Source organism: uncultured Aquabacterium sp. (assembly GCF_913773725.1).
GTDB lineage: Bacteria > Pseudomonadota > Gammaproteobacteria > Burkholderiales > Burkholderiaceae_C > Aquabacterium.
The window spans coordinates 19,857-37,316 of the sequence record NZ_CAJYGK010000095.1; the positions used below are offsets into that span (position 1 = coordinate 19,857).

The 17,460-nt window shown below is 66.5% G+C and carries 16 protein-coding genes; 15 read left to right on the plus strand and 1 reads right to left on the minus strand.

Annotated features, from left to right (window positions below):
- Window positions 1–15 precede the first annotated feature (15 nt).
- From fabF to QZ709_RS11070, 15 genes are all read left to right on the plus strand, one after another.
- Entirely contained in the window at window positions 16–1,260 is a 1,245-nt protein-coding gene (gene fabF, locus QZ709_RS11000; protein ID WP_294637336.1) for a beta-ketoacyl-ACP synthase II, read from the plus strand.
- Window positions 1,261–1,299: 39 nt separating this feature from the next.
- Complete coding sequence (locus QZ709_RS11005; RefSeq protein WP_294637337.1) at window positions 1,300–2,076, plus strand: hypothetical protein; 777 nt, start codon at window positions 1,300–1,302, stop codon at window positions 2,074–2,076.
- A 125-nt stretch (window positions 2,077–2,201) separates the two neighbouring features.
- Window positions 2,202–2,816 carry an RNA polymerase sigma factor RpoE gene (rpoE, locus tag QZ709_RS11010; protein WP_294637352.1) on the plus strand — a complete coding sequence of 205 codons (615 nt, stop codon included), beginning with the start codon at window positions 2,202–2,204 and terminating at the stop codon, window positions 2,814–2,816.
- A 136-nt stretch (window positions 2,817–2,952) separates the two neighbouring features.
- The gene (locus tag QZ709_RS11015; RefSeq protein WP_294637338.1) at window positions 2,953–3,627 is read left to right on the plus strand and encodes a sigma-E factor negative regulatory protein; all 675 of its coding nucleotides are present in this window, start codon (window positions 2,953–2,955) and stop codon (window positions 3,625–3,627) included.
- Window positions 3,628–3,796: 169 nt separating this feature from the next.
- The gene (locus QZ709_RS11020; protein ID WP_294637339.1) at window positions 3,797–5,323 is read left to right on the plus strand and encodes a DegQ family serine endoprotease; all 1,527 of its coding nucleotides are present in this window, start codon (window positions 3,797–3,799) and stop codon (window positions 5,321–5,323) included.
- A gap of 335 nt (window positions 5,324–5,658) precedes the next feature.
- Window positions 5,659–7,467 (plus strand): translation elongation factor 4, encoded by a 1,809-nt coding sequence (gene lepA / locus QZ709_RS11025; RefSeq protein WP_294637340.1) that lies wholly within the window; start codon window positions 5,659–5,661, stop codon window positions 7,465–7,467.
- Between the two features lie 49 nt (window positions 7,468–7,516).
- Entirely contained in the window at window positions 7,517–8,488 is a 972-nt protein-coding gene (lepB, locus tag QZ709_RS11030) for a signal peptidase I (RefSeq protein ID WP_294637341.1), read from the plus strand.
- A 36-nt stretch (window positions 8,489–8,524) separates the two neighbouring features.
- The gene (locus tag QZ709_RS11035; RefSeq protein WP_294637342.1) at window positions 8,525–8,881 is read left to right on the plus strand and encodes a DUF4845 domain-containing protein; all 357 of its coding nucleotides are present in this window, start codon (window positions 8,525–8,527) and stop codon (window positions 8,879–8,881) included.
- Window positions 8,882–8,945: 64 nt separating this feature from the next.
- A complete protein-coding gene (gene rnc, locus QZ709_RS11040; RefSeq protein WP_294637343.1) occupies window positions 8,946–9,764 on the plus strand; it encodes a ribonuclease III in 819 nt (272 codons plus the stop codon).
- A gap of 170 nt (window positions 9,765–9,934) precedes the next feature.
- On the plus strand, window positions 9,935–10,891 hold the full coding sequence (gene era, locus QZ709_RS11045) for a GTPase Era (protein ID WP_294637353.1): 957 nt from the start codon (window positions 9,935–9,937) through the stop codon (window positions 10,889–10,891).
- A gap of 3 nt (window positions 10,892–10,894) precedes the next feature.
- Complete coding sequence (gene recO / locus QZ709_RS11050; protein WP_294637345.1) at window positions 10,895–11,725, plus strand: DNA repair protein RecO; 831 nt, start codon at window positions 10,895–10,897, stop codon at window positions 11,723–11,725.
- Complete coding sequence (locus tag QZ709_RS11055) at window positions 11,722–12,534, plus strand: pyridoxine 5'-phosphate synthase (RefSeq protein ID WP_294637346.1); 813 nt, start codon at window positions 11,722–11,724, stop codon at window positions 12,532–12,534. The genes recO and QZ709_RS11055 overlap by 4 nt, the downstream gene beginning before the upstream one ends.
- The gene (gene acpS / locus QZ709_RS11060) at window positions 12,531–12,935 is read left to right on the plus strand and encodes a holo-ACP synthase (protein ID WP_294637347.1); all 405 of its coding nucleotides are present in this window, start codon (window positions 12,531–12,533) and stop codon (window positions 12,933–12,935) included. Before QZ709_RS11055 ends, acpS begins: the two co-directional genes overlap by 4 nt.
- Window positions 12,932–14,038, plus strand: a complete 1,107-nt coding sequence (gene nagZ, locus QZ709_RS11065; RefSeq protein WP_294637348.1) for a beta-N-acetylhexosaminidase — start codon at window positions 12,932–12,934, stop codon at window positions 14,036–14,038. The genes acpS and nagZ overlap by 4 nt, the downstream gene beginning before the upstream one ends.
- 141 nt (window positions 14,039–14,179) lie before the next feature.
- Window positions 14,180–14,992 carry a PEP-CTERM sorting domain-containing protein gene (locus tag QZ709_RS11070; RefSeq protein ID WP_294637349.1) on the plus strand — a complete coding sequence of 271 codons (813 nt, stop codon included), beginning with the start codon at window positions 14,180–14,182 and terminating at the stop codon, window positions 14,990–14,992.
- A gap of 68 nt (window positions 14,993–15,060) precedes the next feature.
- Here the strand turns inward: QZ709_RS11070 and QZ709_RS11075 are convergent.
- Window positions 15,061–17,460: Rne/Rng family ribonuclease (locus tag QZ709_RS11075; RefSeq protein WP_294637350.1), on the minus strand; the 2,400-nt coding region annotated here is incomplete at its 5' end.

Genomic DNA, 17,460 nt, shown 5'->3' on the forward strand with positions numbered 1-17,460 from the left:
ACCACACAGTCAAGCATGACCCGTCGTCGCGTCGTCGTCACAGGCCTGGGCCTGATCACGCCTGTCGGTAACACCGTGCAGGATGCATGGACCAATCTGATTGCCGGTCAGTCCGGTATCGACACAGTCACCAAATTTGACGCTTCGGCGCTCGCCTGCACGTTCGCCGGCGAGGTCAAGGGCTTCTCCATCGAGGATTACATCCCCGCCAAGGAGGCCCGTCACATGGACACATTCATCCATTACGGACTGGCCGCCTCGATGCAGGCCGTCCGTGATGCGGGCCTGCCCACGGGCGAGGCCCTGACGCCCGAACAGGCCGAGCGCATCGGCGTGCTCGTGGGTTCCGGCATCGGCGGTCTGCCGATGATCGAAGCCACCCACAAGGACTACACCGACCGCGGCCCGCGTCGCATTTCGCCGTTCTTCGTGCCCGCCTCGATCATCAACATGATCTCGGGCCACGTGTCGATCCAGTACGGCTTCAAGGGCCCGAACCTGGCCGTCGTCACCGCCTGCACGACCGGCCTGCACGCCATTGGCCAGGCCGCCCGCATGATCGAGTACGGCGACGCCGACGTCATGGTGGCTGGCGGCGCCGAATCGACTGTGTCGCCGCTGGGCATCGGTGGCTTCGCCTCGGCCCGCGCACTGTCCACCCGCAACGACGATCCCAAGACGGCGTCGCGCCCCTGGGACAAGGACCGCGACGGTTTCGTGCTGGGCGAAGGTGCCGGCGTCATGGTCCTGGAAGAGTACGAGCACGCCAAGGCCCGCGGCGCCAAGATCTACGCCGAACTGGCGGGCTTCGGCATGAGCGCCGACGCGTACCACATGACCGCGCCCGACGTGGATGGCCCGAAGCGCTCGATGCTCAACGCGCTGCGCAATGCCGGCCTGAACGCCGACGACGTGCAGTACCTGAACGCGCACGGCACCTCGACGCCGCTGGGTGACGTCAACGAGACGAACGCCATCAAGCTGGCCTTTGGCGATCACGCCAAGAAGCTGGTGGTCAACTCGACCAAGTCCATGACCGGCCACCTCCTGGGTGGCGCGGGTGGCATCGAGTCGGTGTTCACCGTGCTGGCGATCCACAACCAGATCTCGCCGCCCACGATCAACATCTTCAACCAGGATCCCGAATGCGACCTGGACTACTGCGCCAACACGGCACGTGAGATGAAGATCGACGCTGCACTGAAGAACAACTTCGGTTTCGGCGGCACCAACGGTTCTCTGGTGTTCAAGCGCGCCTGAGCGCGCTGAGGGGCAGCTCGACCAGGCAGGCACCCGACCATGCCGCGTCTGCCCCCCGAACTGGCCCGCCCTCAGTGCTGGGACCTTCAGGTCGGCATCGCCGGGCGACCCAGGTGGGTTGGCCTGGGCCGGGCCACCGTCGTTGCTTTGGTCGTGCTCGCCTTTGCGTGGTGGCTGGGCCTGTTTCAGGCATGGCGTCACGGGCAGGGGGTTCATGGAGCGATCGTGCTCGCGGGGGCGCTGGGCCTTGTCGTGTGGGCGAGCCTGTGGGTTGCGCCCACATGGCGACAATGGTCAGGTCCGGTTCGCCATCTGACGCTGTCCTGGAGCCCGACCGCCACCCCTGACGAGGCACCATGGGCGCCTGGCACGCTGGCTCCCACGCCGTGGCGCGTGGCCACAGACGAAGACCCGCTCATTCCTGCCCGCGCAGATGTCGTCCTCGACGTGCAACGCTGGTTGCTGGTGCGCCTCCAGACTGTCGTCCCTGATCGCCATGGCATGTCTCAGACGCACTGGGTCGTACTGAACGATGACCCCGGTGATGCCAGCCTGCACCGGCTTCGCCTGCTGCTGCGCCTGAACCCTGGAAGCACCTCGATACCTGAGCGTCATGGAGCGGTGGCATCATCGCGGATGGCAGTTGGCTCGTCGGCCGGCTCGACCTCGCAATCACCCATGAAACATGTCTTCGGGCGCCTCCACGGTGCCATCCTCCGGCGGACGTCGACAGGGACGTCGTCCGCCCGCCCGCACCGGGACCCGGTGTCGGCGTTCCCGCCCACGCAGATCGACACCGATCGGAGGGGGCCGTGATGCCGCGCGATGTACCGCCCGAGGCCTCGGACGACCCCTCATCGGGGGTGGCCGACGATCGGACGGGGCCGCCCGTGGTCGGGGTGGTGTCGGTTGGGGCAGTCGCTGAGGTGGGGCAGGTCGGCATGCCGGCACCGGATGTCGATGCGGCGTTGGTGCAGCGGGTCCAGCGCGGCGACCAGCGCGCGTTCGAGATGCTGGTCGTCAAGTATCAGCGGCGCATCGAGCGACTGATTGCCCGCATGGTGCGAGACACCAACCTGGTGGAAGACATCGCCCAGGAAACGTTCATCAGGGCGTACCGGGCGCTGCCAAATTTCCGTGGTGAAAGCGCGTTTTACACCTGGCTGTACCGCATCGCCGTGAACACGGCGAAGAAGGCCCTGATCGGGCTTCAGCGCGATCCGGTCATCACGGAGTCTGCCCTGGCTTCTCTCGACGACGACGAAGAGGGGGGCGCCTCGCGAGTGGAAAACGAGTTGAGCGACGGCGAGACGCCGGAGTCGGTGATGGCCAGCCGACAGGTTGCCGAAACGGTGAACGCCGCCATCGAGTCCTTGTCCGACGACTTGCGGCAAGCGATCGTATTGCGCGAGATCGAGGGCCTCAGCTACGACGACATTGCGGAGTTGATGGGGTGCCCGATCGGTACGGTGCGCTCGAGGATCTTCCGCGCGCGCGAAGCCATTGCGCAGCGGCTGCGCCCGCTGCTCGACACCCGGGACGGCGAGCGTTGGTGACGCTGGCGTCACGCCTGGGTAAATTCCAGTGAACTTTTGTGAGGCGAAGGGGTCCACCCGCCAGGCGACGTTGCCGGGCTGGTCCCGGTGATGAACGTGTGTGCCGCCTGCCCCAGTGTCCTGTCGGAGCGTCTTCATGTCCCACCACCCCAGATTTGACGATCAACATCGGGAAGCCCTGTCTGCCCTTCTGGATGGACAGGCGGGCTCACACGAGGTCGCTGAAGTGTGCGCCCGGTGGGCCCATGATCCGGAAGCTCGCGCGGCCTGGGCCCGTTACCATCTGATCGGGGACGTCATGCGCTCCGAAGAGGTCGGCCGGCACGACCGCGGTGAGGCGTTCCTGTCCCGGTTTCGTGAGCGTCTGGCGGCGGAGCCGGTGGTGTTGGCACCCGGACGTGTCACGGTCCCCGCTCCCGCGGCAGAGGCGGCCGCGATGGCGTTGTCCCCCGCGCCGCTGCAGCGCCGACGCTGGTCGGGGCCTCTCTCCGTCGCAGCCGGGTTTGTTGCTGTGGTGGCGGCCTTGCTCAACACCGGGGTCGATTTCGGGGGCCAGAGCGGCATCGGTGTGGCTTCTGTCGGCGGCTCGTCGCTGTCCTTGAGTCAGGGGGCGGCCTGGTCCGGCGCAGGGAGCAGCCTCGAATCAGCCCCCACGTTTTCTCGTCCAGCCGCCCCCGACGTGCCCGTTGCGCACGTCTTGCGCGATCCGCGAGCGGAAGAAACCATGCTGATCCGAAGCAGCGATGGCGGTGCTCCCACTTTTTCGGCGGGGGGGGGCGTGATCCGACAGGTTTCCTACAGCGCGCCTTGAGCCTCACTGGTCCGGTTTCATCAGCGCAGGGTGGCATGATGCCGCCCTGTTGTTTTTGGCGGCTTTACGCGTCTTTACGCGCTGGCCAGGCGGGCTCGCCGAACTGTCATCGGGCGGCTCGCCTCCAACGTTGTGGATCTGTTCCTTGTTTGAAGCACGAGGTTTTTGCATGACGTTTCCTGTACAGCCCGGTACACCTTCTGTCATTCGACGCACCCTGGTGGTCGGTGCGGTGGTATCGGCCGTGGGACTGGCTCTGAGCTCCAGTCTGTTCCCGCATCCTTCGCAGGCACAGCAGCCTCCAGCCACGCTGGGCGTGCCAGCCGCACCCAACGCCCCGACGCTGGTCAAGGGCCTGCCGGACTTCACCGAACTGGTTGACCGTGTCGGACCGTCCGTTGTCAGCATCCGGACCACCCAGCGTGTGACGGACAGCGACGAGGGCGCCGACGAAGCCGACGCCCAGATGCGGGAGTTCTTCCGACGCTTCTTCGGCACGCCGCTGCCCAGTCAGCCCCGTCGTGCCCAGCCCAATCAGGGGCAGGGCGAGGAACGCCCTCGCGGCGTGGGCTCGGGCTTCATCCTGAGTGCGGACGGCTTCGTGATGACCAACGCCCACGTGGTGGACGGCGCCGACGAGGTCTACGTCAACCTCACGGACAAGCGCGAGTTCAAGGCGAAGGTCGTTGGCGTGGACAAGCGCACCGACGTGGCCGTGCTCAAGATCGAGGCAAAGGGGTTGCCCGCCGTGACGATCGGCGACGTGGGTCGCCTGAAGGTCGGGGAGTGGGTCATGGCCATCGGCACCCCGTTCGGCCTGGAAAACACCGTCACTGCGGGCATCGTGAGTGCGAAGGCCCGTGACACCGGCGAGGAAATCCGCTTCATCCAGACCGACGTGGCTGTGAACCCCGGGAACTCCGGCGGCCCGCTGATCAACATGCGCGGCGAGGTCGTGGGCATCAACTCCCAGATCCTCAGCCGTTCCGGCGGGTTCATGGGCATCTCGCTGTCCATTCCCATCGATGACGCGGTGAAGGTTGCCGAGCAGTTGCGCAGCGGCGGCAAGGTGATTCGTGGCCGCATCGGGGTGTCGATCGCCCCGGTGACCAAGGAGGTCGCCGAGTCCATCGGGTTGGGCAAGCCCATGGGGGCCCTGGTGCAGGGCGTCGAGGGCGGCACCCCGGCCGACAAGGCGGGCCTGGAGGCAGGTGACATCATCACGAAGTTCAATGGCCAGACGATCGAGAAGGCGCAGGATCTGCCCCGCCTCGTCGCTGGTACCAAGCCAGGCACGAAGACCTCGCTGCAAGTCTTCCGCCGTGGGGCCTACAAGGACCTTTCCATCACGGTGGCGGAGCTGGACGCCAAGCCTGATGCGAAGGCCGAAGAACGTGCGCCCGCCCACAAGTTCTCGGCCGACACCCTGGGTCTGTCGCTGGTTGACCTCAGCGCCGCACAGAAGCGCGAGCTGCGCTTGAATGGCGGCGTGCTGGTGGAGGCCGCTGCGGGACCTGCTGCGCGAGCGGGTCTCCGCCAAGGGGACGTCATCCTGGCTGCCGCGAACGTACAAGTCGCCGACACCCGTCAGTTCGAGGCCGTGCTTGGCAAGCTGGACAAGAACCGCCCCCTCACCGTGCTGGTGCGCCGGGGCGAGTGGGCCCAGTACGTGGTGATCCGACCCCTGGCGCGTTGACACGTCCCGTAACCTTGTCCGTGGAGGGGTTAATCCCTTCCGGGCACGGTGCCTGACAGGCTGAAAGCCGCCGGGACCGGGCGCGAATCCCGATACAATCGGCGGCTTCGCGCCTGCAATGTTCCGAGGGGAGAGCCCCGGTTTGTCCACAAAATGCCCACAACGGGCTGTGGATAACTTGTGAGCAAATCCTTGTTGGCGGGTCACAACGAGCCCCGGTACGGCACGGACGCGGCTTGCCTGGATGGGCTTTTCGATACAATGAAAGTCCAACAAGCAGTTGCCATACGTTTTTGTTGGAAGGCGCGTCACCCGTTTCGACGTGCCTTTTTTTTATGAACCACATCCGCAATTTCTCCATCATCGCCCACATCGACCACGGCAAGTCGACCCTGGCTGATCGCATCATCCAGCGCTGTGGCGGCCTCAGTGACCGAGAGATGGAGGCGCAGGTGCTGGACTCGATGGACATCGAGAAAGAGCGTGGCATCACCATCAAGGCCCAGACTGCGGCGCTGCAGTACACCGCCAAGGATGGGAAGGTCTACAACCTCAACCTGATCGACACGCCGGGCCACGTCGACTTCTCTTATGAAGTCAGCCGCTCGCTGTCGGCGTGCGAAGGCGCCTTGCTGGTCGTCGACGCCAGCCAGGGGGTGGAAGCGCAGACAGTGGCCAACTGCTACACCGCGCTCGACCTGGGCGTGGAGGTCATTCCCGTCCTGAACAAGATGGACCTGCCTCAGGCCGATCCGGATCGTGCCAAGGCTGAAATCGAGGACGTGATCGGCATCGATGCGACCGACGGCATCCCCTGTTCGGCCAAGACCGGCATGGGCATCGACGAAATCCTGGAGGCCGTGGTGGCCAAGATGCCGCCGCCAAAGGGTCAGGCAGAGGGTCCGCTGCGCGCCATGATCATCGATGCGTGGTTCGACAACTACGTTGGCGTGGTGATGCTGGTCCGTGTGGTCGATGGCTCGCTGAAGAAGGGTGAGCGCATCCGTCTGATGGCCACCAACTCGGTGTACCCCGTGGACCACCTGGGCGTGTTCACGCCGAAGTCGGTCGATCGTCCGGCGCTGCATGCCGGCGAGGTGGGCTTCGTGATCTGCGGCATCAAGGAACTGGCCGCCGCCAAGGTGGGCGACACCATCACGGTCGAGAAGAAGCTGCCGAACAACGCCGGCCCGGCCGAGACGCCGCTGCCCGGCTTCAAGGAGATCCAGCCGCAGGTGTTCGCGGGCCTGTACCCGAGCGAATCCAGCGAGTACGACCAGCTGCGTGACGCCCTGGAAAAGCTCAAGCTCAACGACAGCTCGCTGCGCTTCGAGCCGGAGGTGTCGCAGGCGCTGGGTTTCGGCTTCCGCTGTGGCTTCCTGGGCCTGTTGCACATGGAGATCGTGCAGGAGCGTCTGGAGCGTGAGTTTGATCAGGACCTGGTCACCACCGCGCCCAGCGTGGTCTACCAGGTGGAGCTCAACGGCGGCGAGGTGATCGAGGTCGAGAACCCCTCCAAGATGCCCGAGGTCGCGAAGATCAACGAGATCCGCGAGCCCATCGTCACGGTGCACCTGTACATGCCTCAGGAGTATGTCGGCCCGGTGATGACACTGGCCAACCAGAAGCGTGGCGTTCAGCTCAACATGGCCTACCACGGTCGTCAGGTCATGCTGACCTACGAGATGCCGCTGGCCGAGATCGTCCTGGACTTCTTCGACAAGCTCAAGAGCGTCTCGCGCGGCTACGCCTCGATGGACTACGAGTTCCTCGAGTACCGCGCCTCGGACGTCGTCAAGGTCGACCTGCTGATCAACGGGGATCGGGTGGACGCGCTGTCCATCATCGTTCACCGCACCCAGGCGCAGTACCGCGGTCGTGCCGTGGCGGCCAAGATGCGCGAGCAGATCCCTCGCCAGATGTACGACGTGGCCATTCAGGCGGCCATCGGCGGCAACATCATCGCGCGCGAGAACATCAAGGCGCTGCGCAAGAACGTGCTGGCAAAATGCTATGGCGGCGACATCACCCGCAAGCGCAAGCTGCTCGAAAAGCAGAAGGCCGGCAAGAAGCGCATGAAGCAGATCGGCACGGTCGAGGTGCCGCAGGAAGCCTTCCTGGCCATCCTGCAGGTGGACGACTGATTTGCGCCCGGGGCGCGCCGCACGACATCACAACGACAACACACCCTCAATGAGTCTGATCACCGGATTGCTGTACGCGGCGCTGGCCGTGTACCTGGGAGGCTGGTACACCGGTCAGTGGCATGGCAACTTCGCGTTGTTGCTGTTCGTGCTCACCGTCGTGACCCTCGCGTACTGGCTGGCCGAGCGCTACAAGTTCCGCCCGGCGCGAGAGGCCGCCGCGGCCCAGCTCGAGCAGCAGCATCAGGCGCGCCGTGCGCAACTGGCGGCACAGGGCATCACGCAGGTCGACACCGACGTCACCCAGGCCCGTGAGCGCCTGCTGATGCAGCCCTGGTGGCTGGACTGGACGGCCGGTCTGTTCCCCGTCATCTGCGCGGTGTTCCTGATGCGCTCGTTCCTGTTCGAGCCGTTCAAGATTCCGTCGGGCTCCATGATCCCCACGCTGCTGGTCGGCGACCTGATCCTGGTGAACAAGTTTCACTACGGGATCCGCCTGCCGGTGATCAACAAGAAGATCATCTCCAACAACGAGCCGCAGCGCGGCGACGTCATGGTGTTCCGCTACCCGGTGGACCCGAGCCTGGACTACATCAAGCGGGTCGTGGCCCTGCCGGGCGACGAGGTGGCCTACATCAACAAGAAGCTGACCATCAACGGCAAGCCGGTCGAGCAGACGGCCCTGGCACAGTTCTACGACGAGGATTCCCTGCGCTACTTCGACCAATACAGCGAGAAGCTGGGTCAGGTGGAGCACCGCATCCTCGTGGACAAGGACCGTCCGCCCTTCGTGCCGCCGCAGGCCGTCTTCGACTTCCCCAACAAGGAGTTGTGCCGCTACAGTGGCGAAGGGGTGGTCTGCAAGGTGCCCCCCGGTCACTACTTCATGATGGGCGACAACCGCGACAATTCGCAGGACTCCCGTTTCTGGGGTTTTGTGCCGGATGAGGCGATCGTCGGCAAGGCCTTTGTCATCTGGATGAATTTCGGCGACTTCAAGCGGGTCGGTTTCTTCCACTGAGCGTCAGCGAGCAGCATGAGCACCACGTCCTGTTCCATGTCCTCTCCCCGCGTCCACCGCGGCATCACCCTGATCGGACTGCTGTTCTGGGCGGTCCTGCTGTGTTCGGCGGCCCTGGTCGTGATGAAGGTCATCCCGGCCCTCACGGAGTACCGCACCATCGTGTCGATGGTGAACAAGGTGGCCAAGGAGGGGGGCTCGACCGTTCCCGAGATCCGCGCCGCCTTCGAGCGGGCACGGCAGATCGAGTACGGCGTGACCGCCGTGACCGGGCGTGATCTGGAGATCACGAAGGAAGGCGAGCAGATCGTGGTGCGGTTCGCCTACGACAAGGAGATCGAGCTGATCTCGCCCGTGTTCCTGTTGATCAAGTTCGAGGGACAGTCCAAGTGATCCGGCCTGCGATGCAGGGCTGTTCCTCTCCTTCCGGGCCTGGGTTCAGGCCCGCTTTGTTTTGATGGCTACCTTCGATTCGTCCCGTCGCCCTGTTGTTTCCGAGGCGCTCCAGGCGCTGCAGAAGCGGCTGGGGCACGTGTTTGCCGACCCCCGCCTGCTGATGCGGGCCGTGACCCACAAGAGCTTCGGGGCCGAGCACTACGAGCGCCTCGAGTTCCTGGGCGATGCCGTACTCAGTCTCGGTGTGTCGGGCCTGCTCTACCGCCGCTTCGACCGCAGTGACGAGGGCGACCTCACCCGCGTCCGAGCCCATCTGGTGCGCCAGGACATGCTGCACCGCCTGGCGGTGCAACTGGGCCTGCCCGAGGTCATGCGCCTCAGCGAAGGCGAGGCCAAGGGCGGAGGCGCCCAGCGCCCCTCGATTCTGGCCGATGCGCTGGAGGCCATCATCGGTGCGGTCTACCTCGATGCCGGCTTCGAGGCCGCCCGCTACCTGGTGTTGCGCCTGTTCGAGCCCTTGCTGGCCGAAACCACCCTGGAAGGCTGGAGCAAGGACGCGAAAACGGCCTTGCAGGAATGGCTGCAGGCTCGCAAGATGCCGGTACCGGCCTACCGGATCGAGTCGACCCGTGGGAAGGCCCACGAGCAGGTGTTCGTGGTGGCCTGCGAGTTGCCGACGGTCGAGATCGCGGAAACGGGCGAGGGGCTTTCCCGGCGAGCAGCCGAGCAGGCTGCGGCCCAGGCCGTGCTGAATCGCCTCCAGTCCATGCCCGCCAAGGAGTTGCCGCGTCCGCCCCGGGCTGCGCCGACGGTGGTGGTCCGCAAGTCCCGGGTGCCCAAGTCCGGTGCGGCAGGTGAGGGCGGCGACGCCGCCGAATGAGGCGCTCCCGCCCCCGCGCTTTCTGCACCGTGATGTGTTCGTCTTTTTCTGCCTGAGCCGCCGCTCCGTTCGCCATGCCCCGTAAGCCTGCCCCCCCTGCCTCGCCTTCTCAACCGCCGGTCGGGGATGACGTCAACCCCCAGCTGGACGCCATGCTGGCCGGCCTGGCCATGGCCAAGCAAGGGGGCGGCACGGCGCCCGCGCCGGAGGCGCAGCGCTGTGGGCTGGTCGCCATCGTGGGCCGGCCGAACGTGGGCAAGTCGACGTTGATGAACGCCCTCGTGGGGCAGAAGGTGTCCATCACGTCCCGCAAGGCCCAGACCACGCGGCACCGCATCACGGGCATCTGCACCGAGGGCGACGCGCAGTTTGTGTTCGTCGACACGCCAGGCTTCCAGACGCGCCACACGGTGCGGGGCACGGCGGCCCTCAACCGCAACCTCAACAAGACCGTGCAGTCGACCCTGTCCGACGTGGACGTGGTTCTGTACCTGGTCGAAGCCGGGCGTTATGGCCCGGACGATGCCAAGGTGGTGGCGCTGCTGCCCAAGGACAAGCCGGTCATCCTGGTGGCCAACAAGCTGGACATGGTGCATCGGCGCGAGGACCTGTTCCCCTGGCTGCAGTCCATGCAGGCGCACCACCCCTTCGCCGAGTTCGTGCCGCTGTGCGCCCAGAAGGAGGCTGACACCCGGCGCCTGCTGGAGATCGTGCGGCCCTATCTGCCGGAACAAGGCTGGTGGTACGACCCGGAGGCGCTGACCGACCGCACCGATCGCTTCCTGGCCAGCGAGATCATCCGCGAAAAGCTCTTTCGCCTGACCGGCGACGAACTGCCGTACACCTCCACGGTGGTGATCGACACCTACACCGAGGAGCCTCCGCCGCCGGACAAGCCCAAGGCCAAGGGCCTGACCCGGATCGCGGCCACGATCATTGTCGAGCGCGAGCAGCACAAAGGCATGGTCATCGGCGACAAGGGCGAACGCCTCAAGCGCATCGGCACCGAGGCCCGGACCGAGCTGGAGCGCCTGCTGGGCGTGAAGGTCTTCCTGGAGGTGTGGGTGAAGGTGCGCTCGGGTTGGGCCGACGACGAAGCGCGCCTGCGCGCCTACGGCTACGAATAAGCCGTGTCCCGTGCGGCATCCCGTTCCGGCTCGGCAGCCTTCGTGCTGCACAGCCATGACTGGAGCGAATCCAGCCTGATCCTGGAGTTGTTCACCCGGGACCACGGCCGGGTCGTCGCCGTCGCGAAGGGCGCCAAGCGTCCGTATTCTCAGCTCCGGCCGGTCCTGATGCCGTTTCAGCGCCTGCTCGTGACCTTCGGTGCGCGTCGCTCCGAGGATGCCGAGGTCTGGCTGCTGCGCCAGGCGGAATGGGCTGGCGGGCCTGCCTGGCCCGGGGGCTCGGCCCTGCTGCCGGGCTTCTACCTGAACGAACTGACGATGCGGCTGATGGTGCGGCATGACCCCCATCCGGCGCTGTTCGATGCCTACGGCCAGACCTTGCAGGCCATGGCCGAGCCAACCCTGCTGCAGGCAGCCTTGCGCGCCTTCGAGTTGCACCTCCTGCGCCAGCTGGGTCATCTGCCTGACCTGGCTTCGGAAACGGTCGGCGGGCAGCGTGTGCAGGCAGGCGGCTTGTACGAGATCCATCCCGAGCTTGGCGTGCAGTCTGCGCGCTGGGTGGGGGAGCCGGGTGCCGGCCCGGCCATGATTCCGGGCCACGCCCTGCTGGGCATGGAGGCGGCGCTGAACGCCGCGGTGGGCCAGGACGCGCCGTTGACGTCGCCATGGGACGAGTCCGGCGGCGCGAGGCCGTCGGTCATCCCGACCCTCATGGCCGCCTGCATGCCCGCGCTGGGCGAACTCAAGGCCATCACCCGCTCACTCATTCACTATCATCTGGGCTCCCAGCCGTTGCGCACCCGTGCGCTCATGCTCGAACTACAGCAACCATGACCTTCTCCGGTACCCATCTGGCCGACCTGCAGGCGCCGCTGCTCGGCGTGAACATCGACCATGTCGCCACGGTGCGCAATGCCCGCGGTGGCGTGTTCCCCGATCCAGTGCGGGCTGCGCTGCTGGCTGTGGAGGCCGGCGCTGACATCGTCACCTTCCATCTGCGGGAAGACCGCCGACACATCCGCGATGAGGACGTCGCGCGCCTGAAGCAGGCGATCGCCGTGCCCCTGAACTTCGAGGCGGCCGTCACCGACGAGATGCTGGCCATCATCGAGCAGACCCGTCCGGAGCACGTGTGCCTGGTGCCCGAGCGGCGGCAGGAGGTGACGACCGAAGGCGGGCTGGACGTGGTCGGCCAGTTCGGCCGCATGCAGGACGCCTGTGCCCGGCTGGCCGCAGCAGGCAGTCGGGTGTCGTTGTTCATCGGGGCCGACCCGGCCCAGATCGAGGCAGCGGCCCGTGCGGGGGCGCCGTGTATCGAACTGCACACCGGCGCACTGGCCAATGCCTGGTGGGCGGGCGATGCGGCCTTGCTGCAAAGCGAACTGGCGCGCCTGCGTGAAGGTGTGCGGCTGGGCCGCAGCCTGGGGCTGCGCACGCACGCGGGCCACGGGTTGGCCCTGTCGGACGACCTGCCAGATGGCCGGAGCCCATCCGAGCCGAGCTCGACCGCGCTGGTCGCGGCATTGCCGGATGTCGGCGAGCTGCACATCGGCCATGCGCTGATCGGCCGGGCTGTGTTTGTCGGTCTGCGTCAGGCCATTGCCGATTTCAAGGCCGAAGCCATCCGGGCCCGCCACGCATGATCACCGGCATCGGCACCGACCTGTGCGACATCCGCCGCATCGAGGCGGCGTTGGCACGCCGGGGCGACCGGTTTGCGCAGAAGGTGCTGGGTGACCGCGAGCTGGCCGTGTTCCAGGCTCGGCGCGGCAAGGTGCCGCTGCGCGGGCTGCGTTACCTGGCCACGCGCTTTGCGGCCAAGGAAGCGTTCTCCAAGGCCATCGGTCTGGGCATCCACTGGCCCATGACCTGGCGCGCATGCCAGATCCTGAATGACGCCAGCGGCAAGCCTGTCATCGTGCTGGACGGCGAGCTGAAAGACTGGTTCGATGCACGCGGCTGGCGTGCCCATGTCACCGTCACCGATGAAGGCGACCATGCCCTGGCCTTCGTCGTCATTGAAACCCATTCCTCTTCAACATGAGCCTGAAAAAGAACGTGTCGGCCGTCCCGGCCATCGAGCATGCGCCTGTCGTGCTGGACATCGCCGGACTGAGCCTGAATGACGACGATCGCCGCCGCCTCCAGCATCCGCTGGTGGGAGGGCTGATTCTGTTTGCGCGGAACTGGGAAAGCCGGGCCCAGCTGACCAAGCTGTGCGCCGAGATCAAGGCCCTGCGGCCCGACGTGCTGATCTGCGTCGACCACGAGGGCGGCCGCGTGCAGCGCTTCCGCACGGACGGCTTCACGCATCTGCCGCCGATGGCGCGCCTGGGCGAGATGTGGATGAACGACGGCAAGGGCGGGGAGGGCAGTGGGGCCCTGGCCGCCACCGACGCCGCGACGGCTTGTGGTTATGTCCTGGCGAGCGAGCTGCGCGCCTGCGGGGTCGATTTCAGCTTCACCCCGGTGCTGGACCTGGACTGGGGTGAAAGCGGCGTGATCGGCGACCGAGCCTTCCACCGGGATGCGCGCGTGGCCACGGTGCTGGCCAAGAGCGTCATGCACGGGCTGCTGATGGCCGGGATGGCCAACTGCGGCAAGCACTTCCCCGGACATGGTTTCGTGAAGGCCGACTCTCACGTGGCCGTCCCCGTCGACCGCCGCAGCCTCAAGGCCATTCTGGCCGATGATGCCAAGCCATACGGCTGGCTCAGCACCTCGCTGACCAGCGTGATGCCGGCCCATGTGATCTACCCGAAGGTGGACGCCGCCCCGGCCGGCTTCTCCCGCCGCTGGTTGCAGGACATCCTGCGAGGGCAGTTGGGCTTCACCGGCGCGATCTTCAGCGATGACCTGAGCATGGAAGGCGCCAGCGTGGCGGGCAGCCACACCGAGGGCGCCATTGCCGCGCTGAACGCGGGGTGTGACATGGTGCTGTTGTGCAACCAGTCCCTGGATGGCGGCGCTCCGGTCGACGCACTGTTGGATGGCCTGGACAAGGCCCTCGCTGAGGGGCGTTGGGTCGCCAGCGCCGACAGCGAAGCCCGACGCCTGGATCTGCTGCCTCAGTCGGCGCCGCTGACGTGGGACGAACTCATGCACCACGCTCCGTATCTGCAGGCTCTGGCCCGTCTGCCCGGGTGACCGGCCGCTCATGCCCCAGGGGCAAGCGCCGCGCCCGGCGGCCGCGACGCCCCCCGAAATGAGCTCCCTAGCCGTCGGGATGGGTGCGCCAGGACGTGCTGTCTAGGATCGGGCTCCCAATATCAAAATCAGGAGCCTTTCATGTCCCGACTGTTTCAACGCGCCGCGGCGCTCGCGGCGTTGTCCTGCCTGTCTCAATGGGCGGCGTCCGCCACCCATGATGGCACCGGCTTTACGCTGACCTACGACCCGGACGGCGCCCTCTACACGCACGAGGTCGAGAGCTTCGGCAGCGTGTCGACCGAAGTCCTGCCTCAGGACCAGGTGAGCTACTCGCCTTCGGCTGCGGGCCTCTCCGTCAACTTCCTCCATGGCCTGGGCGTGTGGGCCTCGTCCTACACCAGCTTTACCCCGCAGATGCTCGCGGGTACGTTCGCGCTGCCGCTGAGTCTGGAAGCCGCGCCTGGCTATCACCTGACGGGCTACAGCGTGACCATCGAAGGTTCCTACAGCATCGAATCCCCTGGGTTCGTGAATGTCGATGGGATCTTCAGCGCGTCGGACTCGGGTCTGGGGCCGTTCATGGCGAGCAGCGGCGTGATTCCCTTCGGGGGTGGGTCGCTCCCTCTGTCTGGCAGTTTTGTCGCGTATGCCGACATCTCCTATGTCGAGGTGCTGGTCGGCTACGAGGACAAGATCGTCGGATACGAAGAGGTGCTGGATTACTGTGACGAGATCCAGTGCTACTACCGGCAGGAGCCCATCATCGAGCAGGTTCCTGTCTACGACCTGCAGACGGATCTGGGAGAGGCCTCCCTGGTCATCGACCGGATCACCATCACGGCCCATGTTGAAGCCGTTCCCGAGCCTGGATCAATGGCCCTGGCCTTCGGGGGCATGATGCTGATGGGAGCGTTCGCTCGCCGTCGGCGCGAGGGTGCAGAGCAGGCATGAAAAAAGCCGGGCAAAGGCCCGGCTTGCTGTTCCTGAGCCGGCCGCAATGCGCCCGGCTCACACCTCCATCAGGACGAGGCCGTTTCGAACGGCAGGGTCACCTGGTTCAGGTCCTTGCGGGTCTCCACCAGAATCAGCGGGCCCTCATCGAGCACCACAGCCGGCTTGCGCTCGCGCGGGACGCGCACGGGCTTGGGCTCCGCAGCGATCGCTTCCTGAACGGCTCGCACCTTGTCGGCGTCCGAGTTCACCCACTCCAGGCCGGCCGCCTGGGCGATGGCCTGCAGATCCGTCATCGGCAGCACATAGGGCTCGGCGACCGGCGCAGCGGCCACCATCTCGACGGCCTCGACCGGCGGCAATTCGCCACCCGTCACGGATTCGGCCGCGATGGCGTCGGCTGTGGTGTTGACCGGCTCAGCCGCCGCAGTCACCTGCGGGGCAGGGCTTTCGGCGGCCGACGCGACGTCTGCCACATCGGCATGGGTGTCGGCCTGTACGGTCTCATCCCGCTCGGGGCGGCGCTCGCGGCGAGGACGGTCACCTCGTCCACGGCGGCCGCGCTGGCCTTCATCGCCTTGCTCCGCTTCAGCAGACGGCACGGCCTCTGCGTCGGCTGCTTGTCCGTCGACCTGGGCGGCCGAATCAGCCAGCGTTCCTTCAGCAGGTTGCTGCGTCAGGGCGCCTTCTTCGCGCTCCCCGCGACCACGGCCACCGCGGCGGCGGCGGCGGCCACCCTCGCGTTCCCCCTCCACCGGTGCGGCGAGGTTCAGTGTGTCGAGTGCAGCGCCCTGGTCGGCCGCGGCCTGACCGATGGCAGCGGCTTCGGCAGCGATCGCTTCCCGGTTGATCGCCACGCGTTCACCCTGGCGCTCACCGCCACGTCCGCCGCGACCACGGCGACCTTCCTGACGGCCGCCTTCGGCCTGACCGGCCTCGACGGCGCCGTCCACCGGCGCGCGTTCGTCACGGCGGCCCTGGCGACCCTGGCGGTTCTCATTGCGCTCACGGCGCTCGCCACCGGCCGCCGACTGGCGATCGCCGCGGCGGCCCTGGCCATCACGGCGGCCATCCTTGCGGCCATCGCGGTTGCCAGTCTTGGCTTCCTTGGCGTCGGGCGCGGCTGCAGGCGCCACGGTGGTGGAGGTGGCAGGCGCCGGTGCGGGCGCAGGGGCGCCGAACAGGCGCTTGATCCAGCCGAAGAAGCCACCCGACGCAGGCGCCGGGGCGATCACCGGGGGCGGCAGCACCGCGGCGGGCGCAGGAGCGGCCACCTCGGGCTCCGGCTTCGGCGGGGCGACGGGCGCTGGCTGATCCGGGAGGACACCCTTGATCACGGGCTCCTGCTTGGGCTTGGCCTTCTCGCGGCGGGTGATGCCCACCTCGTCGTCCGGCTCCTCGACCATCGAGTAGCTGGCCTGCAGGTTTTCCAGACGCGGGTCGTCGTGGCGCAGGCGTTCCAGCTTGTAGTTCGGGGTCTCGAGGTGCTTGTTGGGCACCAGCAGCACGGTGACGCGCTGCTTGAGCTCGATCTTGGTGATCTCGGTGCGCTTTTCGTTCAGCAGGAAGGAGGTCACTTCCACCGGCACCTGAACGTGCACGGCGGCGGTGTTGTCCTTCATGGACTCTTCCTGAATGATGCGCAGGATCTGCAGCGCCGACGATTCGGTGTCGCGGATGTGGCCGGTGCCGTTGCAGCGCGGGCAGGTGATGTGGCTGCCTTCGCTCAGGGCCGGGCGCAGGCGTTGACGCGACATCTCCAGCAGGCCGAACTTCGAGATGGAGCTGAACTGCACGCGGGCGCGGTCGGTGCGCAGGGCGTCACGCAGACGCTGCTCGACCTCGCGGCGGTTCTTGCTGTCCTCCATGTCGATGAAGTCCATGACGATCAGGCCGCCCAGGTCGCGCAGGCGCATCTGGCGGGCAATTTCGTCGGCCGCTTCCAGGTTGGTGCGGAAGGCGGTTTCCTCGATGTCGCCGCCGCGGGTGGCGCGCGCCGAGTTCACGTCCACGGCCACCAGGGCTTCGGTGTGGTCGATCACGATGGCGCCGCCGGAGGGCAGGTTCACCGTGCGGCTGAAGGCCGTCTCGATCTGGTGCTCGATCTGGAAGCGCGAGAACAGGGCCGCGTCGTCGCGGTAACGCTTCACGCGATTCGCCTGGTCGGGCATCACGTGCAGCATGAACTGGTTGGCCTGCTCGTAGATGTCGTCCGTGTCGATCAGGATCTCGCCGATGTCGGACGTGAAGTAATCGCGGATGGCGCGGATGACCAGCGACGACTCCTGATAGATCAGGTAGGCACCCTTGCCAGCCTGGGCGGCTTCATCGATGGCTGACCACAGCTTGAGCATGTAGTTGAGGTCCCACTGCAGCTCGGCAGCGGTGCGGCCGATGCCAGCGGTGCGGGCGATCAGGCTCATGCCCTTCGGGTACTCGAGCTGGTCCATCGCCTCCTTGAGCTCTTC